Origin of the sequence: Massilia sp. Se16.2.3 (assembly GCF_014171595.1) — a bacterium.
Lineage (GTDB): Bacteria > Pseudomonadota > Gammaproteobacteria > Burkholderiales > Burkholderiaceae_D > Telluria.
Window position 1 is genome coordinate 3,494,291 of sequence record NZ_CP050451.1, and the last position, 16,051, is coordinate 3,510,341.

A 16,051-nucleotide genomic window follows, 5' to 3' on the forward strand; every position below is an offset into this window, starting at 1 on the left:
GCCCCGTGTTCAGGCGGGCAGGACGAGCGCCTCGTGCGGCGGTTCGATCCGCGCCCGGGTGTCCCCGGAGCGTTGCGCCAGCCACCGTTCCAGCATCATGAGCTGCCAGACGGTCTCGCCGTGCAGGCGCGGATCCTCGGGCACGCGGCGTGCGAGCAGCAGGTCGAGGAAGTCGCGGCGCAGGATGCGGCGCCGCGCCAGGTCCGACAGGCTGTCGCCGGCCAGTGCGCGCAGGCGCGGTTCTTCCTGCAGCCAGCGGCCGAACGGCAAGACCGGTGCGCTCTCGTGGGCAGTGCCACGTCCTGCCTTGAGCGCACGCAAGGCCTGGTCGAAGAGACGCCGCGCGCCCGCCTCGCCTTTGTGTCGCGGGCCCAGCCGCGCCGCCATCGACAGCAACGCGTCATCGAGATAGGGCAGCACCGGCCGCAGTCCAGCCGCGGCGCATGCCGCGCTGAACGCGGGCAGTACCCGCAGCGGCAGATCGCCCTGCAGTTCCAGCTCGATCGCGCGGTTGACCGGGCTGCGTGCCTGGGCCGACCACCATGCCTGGTCCAGCGCGGCGGCCGGCGCTTCCGGGTCGACCAGTTCCGGGAAGGCCGGGTCGACGACGCCCGCCGCGCCCTGCCGGAGCAGGCGGTTGCGGCGGCGCAGGCGTACCGGCGCCGGCGCCAGCGAAGCCTCGATGCGCTCGCGCATCCGTGCAAAAGGCGCCCGGCAGCCGGCCGCCAAGGCCGAACAGCACCGGCTCGACCAGCAACTGGCGCAACGCGCCTGGCAGGCGCTCGTAACGGCTGACTTGCGCCAGGGCGCCGTAGCGGCGCCCGCGTCCAAAGAGCGCGGCGGCACCCATGGCGCCATGCAGGCTGCGCAGGCCATCCTCGCGCGCCATCTGCGCGCCCAGCAGCATGGTGATCGCACGGGGGGTCGGCACAGGGGCCCGTCGCCCGTGCGCGCAAGGGCGACGACGCCTGCTTCGATGTCGTCCGGGCCGACCTCGCGTTCGCGGTGGTGGCTGCCCAGCCGGCGCGAGGCGGCGCGGACCTGGGCAAGGATATCGCGGTCATGTGCGCCGAAGCCGAGTGCGTAGGTGCGCACGGGTGCCGCGCCGACCCGCGCCAGCATGGCCGCCAGCAGCGCACTGGCCGGACCGCCGGCGCAGAGCAGGCCTGCGCCATCGTCCCCGGAGGTTGCCAGCGCGCTGGACAGGCCGTCGATGAGCCGCTCGTGCGGATCGCTCGCGCTTGCGTGTTCGGCGAAGCGCATGCGCCAGTAGCGCACCCGCTCCACGCGTCCGCCGCGCAGGTGCAGGCATTCGCCCGGTGCCAGCCGGCGCTGGCCGGAAAACATGGGGCGGGCGCCACAGCCGCCCAGGTAGAGGTAGTCGAAGATGGCTTGCGGATCGATTGCGCCGGCCGCTGCGGGATGGCGGGCCAGCGCCGCGCTGCTGCTGGCAAAGAGCAGCGCGCGCCCCGCGCCCCGGTAGAACAGGGGCCGGCTGGCGCACCGGTCGACCGCCAGCAAGGCTTCGCCACGGACCGCGTCGAACAGCGCGAAGGCAAATTGCCCGGCGAGCGCGGCGCAGGCCTGCGCCCCCTGGCTGTGCCACAGGCGCGCGAGTCCGTCGGGACGGGGACCCCAGCAGGCGATCAGGAGCCCGTCCTCCTCATGGAGACTGCCTTCGTCGGCCGCGGCAACCAGGGCGACCGCGCCGAGCGCGTGCGCCGTGCTGCGCATCGGCTCCCCCTTCCCCGAGGGCCCCGGCCATGGCGGCAATCGGCCAGCCGTTCGGTTCGTGCGAGAACCAGCCGCACAGGCCGCTCACGGCGCCACCTCGGCAAACACGGGTGCCAGCTCGCCTGCCAGGCGGGCGCGGTCGATCTGGCCGTCGCCGGCACGCGGCAGCGGCGCGCGCGCGGCGCACGTCGATCATGGCCGGTAGCATGTGCCGGGGCAAACGGGCGCGGCAGGCGCCGAACAGGATGTTCGAATCGAGCCGGGCACCCGGGCGCGATGTGGCGAGGAGCGCGATCACCTGGCCCAGCACTGGATGGGCGATACCGACGGCAGCCGCCTCGAGGACCAGGCCGGTGCCGACGACGATCTTTTCGACCTCGCGCGGGCTGACGCGATAGCCGCCCGTCAGGATGGTGTCGCCCCGCACATCGGCCGGATACAGGTAGCCGTCGGCATCCCTGCGCGCGCTTGCGCCCGGAAAATGCCCGGTCTCGCGGTTCGACAGTCCCGCCATCGACGGCAGCAGGCGCAGCTGGCGGGCGCTGGCGCGGGCATCGTTCCAGTAGCCGAGCGGCACGAGGTCGCCGCGCCGCACCAGCTCGCCGGTTTCGCCCGGCGCACATTCGCGTCCGTCCGGGCGCACGACGCGCAGGTCGGCATACGGCAGCGCGCGGCCGATGGAGCCGGGGTGCGCGTCGAGCTGGGACGGCATCAGGCTGGTCGCGCGGCAGGCGTCACCGATATCATGGAGCAGGTGGATGCGCGTGCGCGGCAGTGCGGCCCGCAGCAAGTCCAGGCTGGGACGATCGAGTCCGCCGCCGGCGCAGGCGAGAAAGCGCAGGCGGTCCGATGCACCGCGCGGCATCGCACCCGAGAGCGTGCGCAGGGTGTCGGCGGCGGCCAGCAGGCCGGTTGCCTCGCCCCGCTCGAGCAGCCGGGTCAGCGCGGCCGGGCCGGATCCGCTGTCGAGCACCGCGGTGGCGCCGGCGGCCAGGGTGGCCAGGAGCGCGTTCAGGCCGTAATCGCGGTGCAGGCCGATGGTGCAATGGATTCGGTCGCCGGGCGCCATGCCGAGGCAGCGCGCGCTGGAAGCGGCGCCCGCGACGAGGTTGCGGTGCGAGAGCGCCACGCCGCGCGGTTCGCCGGCGTCGCCGGCACCGGAGTACGAGCGCGGCCAGCGAGGAACTGCCGGGAAGCGCCGCCGGGGCGGCCGACAGCCCGGCAAAGGCGTCCCAGGACAGCACCCGCAGCGCGCCCGCGGCCGGTGTCGCGGGAACGGTATGCTCGACGTCCGCGCCGCCGAGCACGACCACGGTGCGCAAGGAGGGGCAGCCGCGTACGATCTGCTCGAAACGGGCGGAGTCGGCCTGGTCGCTGCTGGCAGTGACGAGGATGCGCGCGCCGCAGTCGCGCAGCAGCGCGGCGCATTGTGGCGGCGCCATGGCGGGGTCGACGAGCACGAAAGCGCAGCCGGCCGCGCCGGCACCGAACAGCGCCGTCACCGCCTCGATGCTCGCCGGCAGGCGCACCGCGACGCGCTCGTCCGGTCCGCAGCCGCAGGCGCGAAGGGCCGCACCGAAGCCGGCGACGGCCGCAGCCAGCGCCGCGTAGCTGAGCCGGTCGGCCCCGTGGCGCAGTGCGGTTGCGGTCGGCAGGCGGGCCGCGGCCTCTTCTACCAGTTCATGGGCCAGTTGGGCCATCGTGTTCTCCGATCATGCTCAAGAGCGCCGGACAAGGTGTCGATAGCCGGGTTTGCGGCTCTTCCTCGTACCGGCGTACTGCCTTCGTCGCCGCGCCTTGTGCTGAAACGCCGACAGGCGCGCTGAGGTAAAGAGCCATGATTGAGAAAAACTGACAGCGGGTTATTGATAACGATCAATAGTTCCGGAGAGCTTCACCCTGTGGGCGCGCAAGACGGGCCCAGCGGACGCGGGTCTAATTGACATAAATACATGATCGTGCCAACGATTAACCGGGTTCGACACGCCAGCAACGCGGGGCGAGCCCTCGGGCCCTCGAGCCCGATTACGCAGGAGATGCCCGCGCCATGAATGCTCCGCTGCTGACCACGCCCCGCGTGGAGCCCTTCTTCTTCGATGCCGCGCCGGGCACGCGCTTCAGCCTGTATCACGCCCCCAACCCCCAGGTGGCGCCACGCGGTGCCATCCTCTATGTCCATCCCTTCGCGGAAGAACTCAACCGTACCCGGCGCATGGCGGCATTGCAGTCGCGCGCTTTCGCCGAACTCGGCTACGCGGTCCTGCAGATCGACCTCTTTGCCTGCGGCGACAGCTGTGGCGAATTCAACGCGGGCCGCTGGGAAATCTGGCACGAGGACCTGGCCCTGGCCGCCAACTGGCTGGCGGAGCGCGATACGGGCCCCCTGACCCTGTGGGGCCTGCGCCTCGGCGGCCTGCTCGCGCTCGACGCCGCGGCGCGACTGCGTCCGCGCCGGGTGCTGCTGTGGGAGCCGTTCATGAGCGGACGCGCCTGCATGAACGGTTTCCTGCGCCTGTCCGAACAGCTGCGCGACCCGGCCCCCGGCGCCCCGCGCAGCACCGCGGCGCTGCGCGCGCAGCTGGCCGTGCATGGCGCCATCGAGGTCGGCGGCTACGAGGTGGCGGTGCCGCTCGTCAAAGCGGTGGATGCCTGCGACGCCGCCCACGTCCAGCTGCCGCCCTGCGCGGTGCACTGGTTCGCCCTCGGCGGGGCAACCCCGGCAAGGTGGCCGCCAGCGCGGCGCGCCTGGCGCAGCGCTGGGCCGGCGACGGCGTGGCGCTGCACTTCCATCCGGTCGACGGCGCCCTGGCCTGGAATGGGCAAGGGCCGCTCGATTGTCCCGTCTTGCGCGAAGCGACCTGCGATGTGTTTTCTGGAGACCCGGCATGAAACTCGAACAGCGCGCACTGCGCTTTCCCTCCGGCGGCAACGCCCTGATCGGCATCGTCGACGTGCCGGAACGCCCGCTGGCGCGCGGGATGCTGCTGCTCCACGACAGCCTGCAGTACCGGGCTGGCAGCCATCGCCAGTTCACCCTGCTGTCGCGGCTGCTGGCCGCACGCGGCGTAGCCGTGATGCGCTTCGATCGCGGCGCCAGCGGCGACAGCGCCGGGGGAGCCGATGCCGGCGCACTGGAAGAGCGCGCCGACGTGTCGGCGGCAATGAAAGAATTTTTCACGCATGTGCCGGAGATGAAAGAATCTGTCATCCCGGCGACGGGCGACGCGGCTGCCTGCGCGCTCGGCTACGCCGCGAGCGATGCCCGGATCACCGGCCTGGCCCTGCTCGAGCCGGAATGGGATGCCGCATCGCCCGGTGCGGCGCCTGCGTCCAAGCCGCCCTATTCCGCCGCCGACCGCCTGTTTCGCCGCGCCGCCGCCTTTCGCCATGCCGCCACCCGCGCCCGTGCGCCGGCAGAGCCCGCGCCGCCCGCTGCTTCCGTGCTCGACGGGGCGCTGCGCGACTACGAAGGCCAGGTGCTCGTCGTCGGCAGCTCCCGCGCCGGCCGGCGAGCCGGCGCGTGCCCGCACCCGCCATGTCGAACTGACGGGCAGCGAGCTGCGCCTGCGCCGCAGCGCCTGGCGCGACGCCGTCGCCTTTGCCTGCGCAAGCTGGCTGACGTCCTGGTAGCGCGCCATCCCGCCCACGCGGGATAAAGCCGGCAGCAAGCCCGGCGGCAGCGGACGCATCGGGCCCAAATCGTCTATAGTGATGCCTCTTTGAAAATTTTAGGGCGCCCAACAAGCGCTCCATGCAGTCGCAGCGTGCGAACCGGTCCATTCCGGCTCCAGGCTGCAAGCGGCCATGGAGCGCCTGGCTGGCGCCCGTAGACTTGCCATGAAATTTGACGTCGCAATCGTCGGCAGCGGTCTGGCCGGCCTCTCGGTGGCCCTGCATCTTGCCCAGACGCGCAAGGTCGCCATCATCTCGAAACGCGCGCTGCAGGATGGCGCCAGCAACTGGGCGCAGGGCGGCATCGCCGCCGTCCTCGATTCCGGCGACAGCCACGACCAGCACATCGCCGACACCCTCGTCGCCGGCGCCGGCCTGTGCGACGAGGCGGCCACCCGCTACATCGTCGAACACGGCCGCGCCGCCATCGAATGGCTGATCGAGCAGGGCGTGCCCTTCACGCGCGACGCCTCGGCCGAACTGGGCTTCCACCTGACGCGCGAGGGCGGCCACAGCCAGCGGCGCATCATCCACGCGGCCGACGCCACCGGCCACGCGGTGCAGGTCACGCTCGAACAAAAGGTACGCGCCCATCCGAACATCTCGCTGTTCGAACACCACTGCGCCATCGACGTCATCACTTCCGACAAGCTGACCGGCAAGGGCGTGCACAGTGGCGCTCCCCACCTCGTCGGCCAGCCGCGCTGCCACGGCCTCTACGTGCAGGACGAAGCGAGCGGCAAGGTACTCACCTTCGAAGCCGAGCACACCGTGCTGGCCACCGGCGGCGCCGGCAAGGTCTACCTGTACACCACCAATCCCGACACCGCCACCGGCGACGGCATCGCCATGGCCTGGCGCGCCGGCTGCCGCGTGTCGAACATGGAATTCATCCAGTTCCACCCGACCTGCCTCTACCACCCGTACGCGAAATCGTTTCTCATCACCGAGGCGATCCGCGGCGAAGGCGGCTTGCTGAAGCTCCCTCCGGAAGCGGGCGTGGCCGCCGGCACGCGCTTCATGCCGGCCCATGACGAGCGCGGCGAACTGGCCCCCGCGCGACGTGGTGGCGCGGGCGATCGACTTCGAGATGAAAAAGCGTGGCCTCGATTACGTCCACCTCGACATCAGCCACCAGAGCCCGGAATTCCTGAAGGAGCACTTCCCGACCATCTACGCGCGTTGCCCGGAACTGGGCATCGACATCACGAAGGAACCAATTCCCGTCGTGCCGGCCGTGCACTTCACCTGCGGCGGCGTGGTCACGGACCTCGCCGGCCGCACCGACATTCCGGGCCTGTACGCCGTGGGCGAAACCACCTGCACCGGCCTGCACGGCGCGAACCGCCTGGCCAGCAACTCGCTGCTCGAATGCGTGGTCGTCGGCCGTGCCTGCGCCAGCCAGATCGCCGCCGCGCCGCGCATCGAGAACCCGCCGCTGCCGCCCTGGGACGAAAGCCGCGTCACCAACGCCGACGAGGAAGTGGTCATCGCCCACAACTGGGACGAACTGCGCCGCTTCATGTGGAACTACGTCGGCATCGTGCGCACCACCAAGCGCCTGGAGCGCGCGCAGCACCGCATCGCGCTCTTGAAGGAAGAGATCGACGAGTACTACCGCAACTTCCGCATCACGCACGACCTGCTGGAGCTGCGCAACCTGGTCGACGTGGCCTCGCTCATCGTCAACAGCGCGTTGTCGCGCCACGAGAGCCGGGGGCTGCATTACTCGCGCGATTATCCGGACACGCTGCCCAAGGCCCTGCCGAGCGTGCTGACACCGGCGCGCCGCTAGGCCCAGGCGCGCGCGGGACACGCTCCCGATTGCGCTATCCTGTGACCGTCATCGCAGCCCGCCCGTCCGGCGGGCTGCTGTTCATTCCAGCCCATGAAAACGAAGCTGTCCTTTTCCACCGCCCTGCTGCTGACCGTACCGCCCGTGCTCTGGGCGGGGAACGCCATCGTCGGGCGCATGGTGCGCGATGCCGTCCCGCCCATGACCCTGAACCTGCTGCGCTGGGCCATCGCGCTGCTGATCCTGCTGCCGCTCGGGCGCGCGGCCCTGCGCCCCGGCTCCGGAGTGCTCGCCAACTGGCGCCGCTACAGCCTGCTCGGGCTGTTCGGCATCGGCCTGTACAACTCGCTGCAATACCTGGCCCTGCAAAGCTCCACGCCGATCAACGTGACCCCGGTGGCCGCGGGCATGCCGGTCTGGATGCTGCTGGTGGGCCGGCTGTTCTTCGGGGCCAGGGTCAGGCGCAAGCAAATCGCCGGCGCGCTGCTGTCGATCGCCGGCGTGCTGGTGGTGCTGTGCCGGGGCGACCTCGGGCAGCTGGCGGCGCTGCGCCCGGTGGCGGGCGACCTCTATATGATCCTGGCGACAATTGCCTGGTCCTTCTATAGCTGGCTGCTGATGCAGCAGGGATGTGCCCGGCTTGCGCGCGGACTGGGCCGCTTTCCTGCTGGCCCAGGTCGGCTACGGCGTATTGTGGTGCGCCGCGCTGAGCGGCGCCGAAGCGGCCAGCGCCGGTATCGACGTCGCCCGGAGCTGGCCGCTCGCCGCGGCCCTCCTCTACGTGGCGATTGGGCCGGCCATCGTCGCCATGCGCTGCTGGGGCGCCGGAGTCATGCGCGCCGGCCCCACGCTGGGTTCCTTCTTCATCAACCTGACGCCCCTGTTCACCGCACTGCTATCCTCGAGCTTCCTGGGCGAGCCGCCCCACCTGTATCACGCGCTCGCCTTCCTGCTGATCGTGGGCGGCATCGCCGTCTCGGCGCGCTGAGTCGGCCACACACCAACGAAAGGCCACAACAAAGCGCTGTGCCACGCCGTCGCGGTCGGTCGGCGGTGCTCGCCCTGTTTTTTCGCCGAGGCGCGGCAAGACGCGCGGGATGCTCCCGTCCCGCTGTACAATCAGTATTTCCTTTTGGTAAGTTGTACACGTGCCCGGCGCCGCCTCCACGACGCGCTTGCCGGCGTCGCCCTCCTGACATCCGCTCACAACATCATGAAAAAAACGATCACGAGACTTGCCCTCACCCTCAGCATCGCCGCCGCCATGTCGGCATGCGGCACCACCGCGCCGGTGCAGCAGTCCGCCGCGCAGATGCGACAAACCCACGGCTACGTCGCCGTTGCGCTGCCGCGCCTGCTCGGCGTCGGCGCACCCGAGATCACGCTGCGTCCCGTCGGCGGAGGCGCCGAGTACGTCCTTGCGCCAACGGCAACGGACAGCGAAGTGCTCGGGCTGTGGGTGCCGCCGGGCCAGTACGAGATCGTGCAAATGCGCGGGTCAAACAAGGACAGCTACACACCGGTCGAGGTCAAGGCCGGCCACGTGACGGACATGGGCGGTATCGCATGGGCAGGCATTGGCGACAATGAACAGGTGCTCCTGCCGCTGCGGCACAAGGACTTGAGCGCCGCGGTCGATGCGGCAACCCGCTCCTTCGACGGCTTGGGCCTGGGCGAGCGGATCGAATGGAAGCCGACGGCGCCACCGCCGGTCCAGCACGTACCGACGGCGAACAACCTGCCGGCTGGCGGCATGCTGGTCCAGGCGATCGCGGCTCACGTCGACTACGCGAACAGGACGCCTCTACGCACGCAACTGCGCAGCGCGAAGAGCCTCGAGGAATTCACGAAGCTGTATCTGCCGTCGGCGGCGCCCGTCATGGGCGGTTCCAGCGCCGACGCCGGGGGGGCAGTCTACCGGGCGGCAACTTCGGCCAGCTTCGGCGCCGCGACGCCGCCGGCAGCTGGCGCGTGATCGACACGGGCACCATCTCGCCGCTGACCGCCGTCGAAGCGGCCGGGCCGAGGGTGCTGGCCGGTACCCACGACGGCGTGCTGCTCGCCAGCGCCGACAAGGGACAGACCTGGTCCCGGGTGCATGGCTTCGATAAAAAAGAAAACGTCATCAACATTCACTTTGCGGGCAATGGGTACTTCGTCCTCACCGGCAAGTTTGCCGGAGCGGCGACGGGACGCACGGCCGAGATCGAAAGCCTGCAGGTGTATGTCCTCGACCCGTCGACCATGGCACCGACACTGTTGCGCAAGATCGATTTGCCGAAAAAGCTGAACTGGTTCCAGATGGGTTCGCTTGGAGCCAGCGTGGCCGGCAATTACTATCTGGTCAATACGCTGGCGAGCATCGAACGTTACGACCTGGGCGCGCGCACCTGGAAAACCGTGTCGGCACCGCATGACGTGACCCATCTGCGCAGTGCGAAGAACGGCGCGATCCTGACCGCCTTCAAGGCGCAGGGCGGTTTCTCGAAGCTGAGCGTGTCCCTTGATGCCGGCAACTCGTGGAAAGCCATGGAAACCCCGCCCTATCCGGTCAACGACATCCAGATGGAAAGCCTGGAGGCCGGCCACGCCTCGCGCTGGGATACCGGCGCCTTCACCTCCGCCATGCAGTTGACGCAGTACGACCCTTCCTCCAAATCATGGAAGGCGACCTGGACCGCACCGCCGGCGACCTGCACGAGGACGGTGCGCGATGCCAGCGGCAAGGAACAGCTGTGCGTGACGGGCGGCGGCAGCATCTTCCGCATCGGCGCGGGCAAGATGGTGCCGGAGTTGCTGGCGGAGTGATGCGCCGCTGATCGCTGCTCGCCTCCCCCGAAAAGCCCGCTCCCGAGCGGGCTTTTTTACGCCCATGCCCGACAGCCGGGCCAGCCCCGGTAGCGCCGACGCCGCATGACCGCCCGGAATCGTGTGTTGGCCGCCCCGGCAAGAATGCTACGATCCCATCCGAATGGAGGATGGAACACGATGGCTGAAGGATTCACGCAACACGACGGGGCGGTGCAACTTGCCGATTTCCTCGAACGCCATCCGAAAACGCTCGTGCTGACCGGCGCGGGTTTGTCGACGGCATCTGGCATTCCCGACTACCGCGATCGCGATGGCGTACGGCGCGGCAAGCTCCCGATCCAGGGACCCGAATTCCGGCGCTCGCAAGCGGTCCAGCGGCGCTACTGGGCCCGCAGCATGGTCGGCTGGCCGACCCTGGCCAAGGCTTGCCCGAATGCCGGGCACGCAGCGCTGGCTGCGCTGGAAGCGGCGGGACGCATCGGTTCGCTCCTGACGCAGAACGTCGACGGCTTGCACCAGCAGGCCGGCAGCCACGCCGTGCTCGAGCTGCATGGCAACATCCACTCGGTCATCTGTCTCGACTGCGGGGCCCGCATGCCGCGCGCCTTCGTACAGACCCAGCTGGTGGAGACGAACCCGGCGCTTGCCGGCGCGATGGCGAGGCCCTTGCCCGACGGCGACGCCCAGCTGGAACCCGGCGCGCTCGAAGGTTTCCAGCTGCCCCGGTGCGATCACTGTGGCGGCACCCTGATGCCGGACGTCGTCTTTTTTGGTGACAACGTTCCGGCGGCACGCACAGCGCTCGCCGTGGCGCAAATGGAGGCGGCCGATGCGCTGCTGGTGGTGGGTTCGTCGCTGATGGTGTTTTCCGGTTTCCGCTTCTGCCGCATGGCACGCGCCGCCGGCAAGCCCATCGCCGCCGTGAACCTCGGCATCACCCGTGCCGACGAACTGCTGAGCCTGAAAATCGAGGAATCGGCCGAAAGGCTGCTGCCCGCGGCGGCAACCCTGCTGGGCGCCGACGCGGCGCCGGTTCCCATCGACCTCATCAAGGAAAGGGGAATACTTTGACGATACAACGCGATTCATTCGGCCGCACCTCCAGTGGCGCCGGCTCCGGCTTGCCCCGCGCCGCGCTGCTGGCAGGCATCGGCCTGGCCGCTTCCTCGGCTCTACGTGCGCAGCAAGACCAAACAGGCCGAGACCGACAATCCGCCACACGGCAAGTTCGTCGACGTCGACGGCGTACGCCTGCATTACCCGGAACGGGGCAGCGGCCCGGCGCTGGTGCTCCTGCACGGCAACGGCGTGTATGCGAGCGACTTCGAATACAGCGGGCTGGTCGGCCAGCTGAGCGAGCGCTACCGGGTGATCGCCTTCGACCGCCCCGGCTACGGCTACAGCGCGCGTCCGCGCTCCACGGTCTGGACACCCGACGCCGGGCACGCCTGCTGCACCATGCGCTGCAGGAAATCGGCGTCGATTCCGCGATCGTGGTTGGCCACTCCTGGGGCACGATGGTCGCGCTGGCGATGGGCTTGCAGGTGCCCGACGTGGTCCGCGGCCTGGTGCTGCTGTCGGGCTATTACTATCCGACGCTGCGGTTGGACGTGACGGTCCAGGCGCAGCCGGCGATTCCGCTTATTGGCGACCTGATGCGCTACACGGTGTCGCCGCTCATCGGGCGTCTGCTGTGGCCGCTGCTAGCGAAGCGGGTGTTCTCGCCGCAGCCGGTGTCCGAGCGCTTCCGCCGCCTCGACCCGTGGATGGCACTGCGGCCCGGCCAGCTGCGCGCCGCCGCGGCCGAAGCGGTTCCGATGGTGCCCGCGGCCGCCTCGCTATCGAAGCGCATCGGGCGCCTGCGGGTGCCGGTGCAGATCGTCACGGGGACCCGGGACAAGATCGTCTGGCCGGGCAACGAGTCCGAGCGCTTGCACGAAACGCTGCGGGAAGGCGAGCAGTCGAGCGAGCTGCACCTGATGCCCGGTGTGGGGCACATGGTGCATTACGCGCATCCCGAGCAGGTGGTGACGGCGGTCGACGCGATCGCCGCCCAGGTGGGCGAGCCGCCGGCGCTGCGCAGCCCACGGGCGGAAGCCCCGGCACGGGCCAGCGAAAGCGGCGTGTAACAGCAAGGTGGAATGGACGGGCCGCCGAGGCGTCGACGTTGACGGCGTGGGCACGGGGCGCCCACCCTACGACACAACGGTAGGGTGGGTGCTCCGTGCCCACGCGGGAAAACCGCGTTACCCGACAATCCGCAACGAATAATCCGTCGCCCGCACGTCCTTCGTCAGGCTGCCGATCGAGATCCGGTCGACACCCGTCTCGGCAATCGCCCGCACGGTACCCATGTTGATGCCGCCGGACGCTTCCAGCAGCGCACGCCCGGCATTCACCCGGACTGCCTCGCGCATCATGTCCAGATTGAAGTTGTCGAGCAAGACCGACTTGACCCCGGCCGCCAGCGCTTCCTCCAGCTGGGCGATCGTTTCGACCTCGATCTGCACCGGGACGCTGGCAGCCCGGCTCGCATTGAGCGCCGTCGCATTCGCCAACGCCTGGGTCACGCCGCCAGCCGCCGCGATATGGTTTTCCTTGATCAGGATCCCGTCATACAAGGCCATGCGCTGGTTCTTGCCGCCGCCAACGCGCACCGCGTACTTCTGCGCCAGGCGCAGGCCCGGCAGCGTCTTGCGGGTATCGAGAATCGCGGCCTGCGTGCCCGCGATCACGTCGACGTACTTGCGCGTCGCGCTGGCCACGCCCGAGAGCAGCTGCATGAAGTTCAGCGCGGCGCGCTCGGCGGTGAGCAGGGAGCGTGGCGAACCTTCGATCGTGCAGACCACGGAATCGGCGCTCATCAGGTCGCCCTCGGCATATTGCCAGTCGATCTCGATGTCCTGGTCCACCGCCAGCATCACGCCCTCGAACCAGGGCGCGCCGCAAAGCACGGCTTCTTCGCGCACGATCACGCGTGCCCTGGCGCGCGGCGCTTCCGGTACCAGCTTGCCGGTCAGGTCGCCGCTGCCGACGTCTTCCAGCAGCGCAGCCAGGATGTTCTGCTCGAAAGCGGCTTGCAGCTTGTCGTCGAAAGCGGCGTGAGGGTTCTTCGGAGTCGTCATGCGGGTCCCACGTTCGAATACAGGTTGGCGTTCTGCTCGAGCGCGCCGCTCGGCAGCGCTTTTGCCTTCTTGGCGGCGGCGAAATCGAGCATGCGGTCGATCGCGCGCACGGCTTCGCGGCCGATGGCGGGGTCGACAAACACTTCGTTGGCGCCAGACTCGAGCACCTCGGCCAGATTGCGCAGGCCGTTCATCGCCATCCACGGGCAATGCGCGCAGCTCTTGCAGGTGGCGCTGTTGCCGGCGGTCGGCGCTTCGATGAAGTGCTTGCCCGGGGCAGCCGCGCGCATCTTGTGCAGGATGCCGTTGTCGGTCGCGACGATGAAGTGGGTGGCGTCGAGCGTGACGGCGGCGTTGATCAGCTGGGTGGTCGAGCCGACCACGTCGGCCTGGGCCACGACGTTGGCCGGGGACTCGGGGTGCACCAGCACCTTGGCATGCGGGTACTCGGCCTTGAGCAGGTCGAGTTCGATGCCCTTGAACTCGTCGTGCACGAGGCAGGAGCCCTGCCACAGCAGCATGTCGGCACCGGTCTGCTTCTGGATCCAGGAACCGAGGTGACGGTCCGGCGCCCACAGGATCTTCTTGCCCTCTTCGTGCAGGTGCTTGACGATATCGAGGCCAATCGAGGAGGTCACCATCCAGTCGGCGCGTGCCTTGACGGCGGCGCTGGTGTTGGCGTAGACGACGACGGTGCGGTCCGGGTGCTGGTCGCAGAAGGCCGCGAATTCGTCGGCCGGGCAGCCCAGGTCGAGCGAACAGGTCGCTTCCAGGTCCGGCATCAGGATGGTTTTCTCGGGGCTGAGGATTTTCGCCGTCTCGCCCATGAAGCGCACGCCGGCCACCACCAGGGTCCTGGCCGGATGGTCGCGACCGAAACGGGCCATCTCCAGCGAGTCGGAGACGCAGCCGCCGGTTTCCTCGGCCAGGTCCTGCAGTTCGGGATCGACGTAGTAGTGGGCGACCAGGACCGCTTCCTTTTCCTTCAGCAGGCGGCGGATGCGCTCTTTCAGGACGAGCTTTTCGTCGGGCGACGGTTGCTCGGGGATGCGGGCCCAGGCGCGCGCGGTGCAGGCGGCGCCGTCTTGCGGGTGGTCGTATTCGTAGGTCTGGATGGGCAGGATGTTCATGCGCTGTCGATTCACGTTAATGGCGGAATACCGGCGCGCTTGTGCCGCAGCCGGTTGAACGCGTGGGCGGGAGACCCGCCCACCCTACGGGGTCATGCCGGCGAACTGTCCGCGCGATGCCCCGTACAATCAGACGACATCAGGCGATGCCCTGGCTCGTCAGGTACTCTTCGTAGGTGCCGCGGAAGTCGACGACTTCGTTCGGCTTCACTTCGAGCACGCGCGTGGCCAGCGAGGACACGAACTCGCGGTCGTGCGAGACGAAGATCAGGGTGCCTTCGTATTTGTCGAGCGCGATGTTGAGCGACTCGATCGATTCCATGTCCATGTGGTTGGTCGGTTCGTCCAGCAGCAGCACGTTGTGGCGGCCCAGCATCAGCTTGCCGTACATCATGCGACCCTTTTCACCACCGGAGAGCACCTTCACCGACTTCTTGACCTCGTCGCCGCCGAACAGCAGGCGGCCCAGGATCGAGCGCACCGCCAGGTCGTCGTCGCCCTCTTTGGTCCAGCGTCCCATCCAGTCGGTCAGCACGTCGTCCTTCTGGAATTCTTCGGTTGGATCCTGCGGCATGTAGCCGACATTGGCGTTCTCGGCCCACTTCACGCGGCCCTGGTCGGCCGACAGGCCGGTGATGTCTTCGCCGCCGATGCAGCGCAGCAGCGTGGTCTTGCCGGCACCGTTGGCACCGATGATCGCGATGCGCTCGCCCGCCTCGACCATGATCGAGAAGTTGCGGAACAGCGTACGGTCGTAGGATTTCGTCAGGCCCTCGGTCTCGACTGCCAGGCGGTGCAGCTTCTTCTCGCCTTCGAAGCGCACGAACGGGTAGGCGCGCGAGGACGGCTTGAATTCCTCGATCTTGATCTTCTCGATCTGCTTGGCACGCGACGTCGCCTGGCGTGCCTTGGACTTGTTGGCCGAGAAGCGGCGCACGAAGTCCTGGAGTTCGGCGACCTTTTCCTTGGCCTTGGCATTATTTGCCAGCTGCTGGTTGCGCGCCTGGGTGGAGGCGAGCATGTAGTCGTCGTAGGAACCCGGGTACACCTTCAGGGTGCCGTAGTCCATGTCCGCGATGTGGGTGCAGACCTGGTTCAGGAAGTGGCGATCGTGCGAGATGATGATCATCGTCGAGTTGCGCTGGTTCAGGACGTCTTCCAGCCAGCGGATCGTGTTGATGTCGAGGTTGTTGGTCGGTTCGTCGAGCAGCAGGATGTCCGGATTCGAGAACAGGGCCTGGGCCAGCAGCACGCGCAGCTTCCAGCCTGGCGCCACGGCGCTCATCGGGCCCTGGTGCAGGTCGCTGGCAATGTCCAGGCCCAGCAGCAGTTCGCCGGCGCGCGCTTCGGCCGAGTAGCCGTCGTATTCCGCGACCTTGCCTTCCAACTCGGCGGCGCGCATGTAGTCGTCGTCGGTCGCTTCCGGATTGGCGTAGATGGCGTCGCGCTGGGCGATCGCCTCCCACAGCTCGGTGTGGCCCATCATGACGACGTCGAGCACGCGCACGTCTTCATACGCGAACTGGTCCTGGCGCAGCTTACCCAGGCGCTCGCCCGGGTCGAGGCTGACGTTGCCTGCCGATGGTTCGAGGTCGCCACCGAGGATCTTCATGAAGGTCGACTTGCCGCAGCCATTCGCGCCGATCAGGCCGTAACGATTTCCTTCGCCGAACTTGACGGAAATGTTTTCGAACAGCGGCTTGGCGCCGAATTGCATCGTGATATTTGCTGTAGATAGCATGCTGGAATGGCTGTTTAGGCCAGGAAATCAGAGGTTTATCGAA

10 protein-coding genes and 5 pseudogenes are annotated in these 16,051 nt (G+C 68.7%); 9 read left to right on the plus strand and 6 right to left on the minus strand.

Annotated elements, in window-relative coordinates; translation table 11 throughout:
- Positions 1-9: 9 nt before the first annotated feature.
- The 3 genes and pseudogenes from G4G31_RS15935 to G4G31_RS29240 all read right to left on the minus strand — a co-directional run.
- Positions 10-1,734, minus strand: a complete 1,725-nt coding sequence (locus tag G4G31_RS15935; RefSeq protein ID WP_182988481.1) for an asparagine synthase-related protein — start codon at positions 1,732-1,734, stop codon at positions 10-12.
- Positions 1,664-2,959 (minus strand): AMP-binding protein, encoded by a 1,296-nt coding sequence (locus G4G31_RS15940; protein ID WP_267873619.1) that lies wholly within the window; start codon positions 2,957-2,959, stop codon positions 1,664-1,666. The genes G4G31_RS15935 and G4G31_RS15940 overlap by 71 nt, the downstream gene beginning before the upstream one ends.
- Before the next feature lie 115 nt (positions 2,960-3,074).
- A pseudogene (locus tag G4G31_RS29240) lies at positions 3,075-3,434 on the minus strand (AMP-binding protein); the annotation flags it as partial.
- 347 nt (positions 3,435-3,781) lie between these two features.
- Here G4G31_RS29240 and G4G31_RS29245 point away from each other — a divergent pair.
- From G4G31_RS29245 to G4G31_RS15980, 9 genes and pseudogenes are all read left to right on the plus strand, one after another.
- A pseudogene (locus tag G4G31_RS29245) lies at positions 3,782-4,435 on the plus strand (hydrolase 2, exosortase A system-associated); the annotation flags it as partial.
- Between the two features lie 23 nt (positions 4,436-4,458).
- Positions 4,459-4,623 (plus strand): hypothetical protein, encoded by a 165-nt coding sequence (locus G4G31_RS26430; protein ID WP_229425038.1) that lies wholly within the window; start codon positions 4,459-4,461, stop codon positions 4,621-4,623.
- The gene (locus G4G31_RS26435) at positions 4,620-5,390 is read left to right on the plus strand and encodes a hydrolase 1, exosortase A system-associated (RefSeq protein ID WP_229425039.1); all 771 of its coding nucleotides are present in this window, start codon (positions 4,620-4,622) and stop codon (positions 5,388-5,390) included. The genes G4G31_RS26430 and G4G31_RS26435 overlap by 4 nt, the downstream gene beginning before the upstream one ends.
- Positions 5,391-5,571: 181 nt before the next feature.
- Positions 5,572-7,201, plus strand: a pseudogene (nadB, locus tag G4G31_RS15955) (L-aspartate oxidase).
- 93 nt (positions 7,202-7,294) lie between these two features.
- Positions 7,295-8,189 (plus strand): annotated as a pseudogene (locus G4G31_RS15960) (DMT family transporter).
- Between the two features lie 225 nt (positions 8,190-8,414).
- Positions 8,415-9,176: a hypothetical protein gene (locus G4G31_RS15965; protein WP_182988484.1), complete on the plus strand. Its 762-nt coding sequence runs from the start codon at positions 8,415-8,417 to the stop codon at positions 9,174-9,176.
- Positions 9,173-10,009, plus strand: a complete 837-nt coding sequence (locus G4G31_RS15970; protein ID WP_182988485.1) for a hypothetical protein — start codon at positions 9,173-9,175, stop codon at positions 10,007-10,009. Before G4G31_RS15965 ends, G4G31_RS15970 begins: the two co-directional genes overlap by 4 nt.
- Before the next feature lie 180 nt (positions 10,010-10,189).
- Positions 10,190-11,083 (plus strand): NAD-dependent protein deacetylase, encoded by an 894-nt coding sequence (locus tag G4G31_RS15975; RefSeq protein WP_182988486.1) that lies wholly within the window; start codon positions 10,190-10,192, stop codon positions 11,081-11,083.
- A gap of 237 nt (positions 11,084-11,320) precedes the next feature.
- Positions 11,321-12,141, plus strand: a pseudogene (locus G4G31_RS15980) (alpha/beta fold hydrolase).
- A gap of 117 nt (positions 12,142-12,258) precedes the next feature.
- On the opposite strand, the gene nadC reads toward G4G31_RS15980, so the two are convergent.
- The 3 genes from nadC to G4G31_RS15995 all read right to left on the minus strand — a co-directional run bounded on the left by nadC (position 12,259) and on the right by G4G31_RS15995 (position 16,008).
- Positions 12,259-13,137 carry a carboxylating nicotinate-nucleotide diphosphorylase gene (gene nadC / locus G4G31_RS15985; RefSeq protein ID WP_182988487.1) on the minus strand — a complete coding sequence of 293 codons (879 nt, stop codon included), beginning with the start codon at positions 13,135-13,137 and terminating at the stop codon, positions 12,259-12,261.
- Positions 13,134-14,267, minus strand: a complete 1,134-nt coding sequence (nadA, locus tag G4G31_RS15990; RefSeq protein ID WP_182988488.1) for a quinolinate synthase NadA — start codon at positions 14,265-14,267, stop codon at positions 13,134-13,136. Before nadA ends, nadC begins: the two co-directional genes overlap by 4 nt.
- A 139-nt stretch (positions 14,268-14,406) precedes the next feature.
- Entirely contained in the window at positions 14,407-16,008 is a 1,602-nt protein-coding gene (locus tag G4G31_RS15995) for an ABC-F family ATPase (RefSeq protein ID WP_182988489.1), read from the minus strand.
- Positions 16,009-16,051 lie beyond the last annotated feature (43 nt).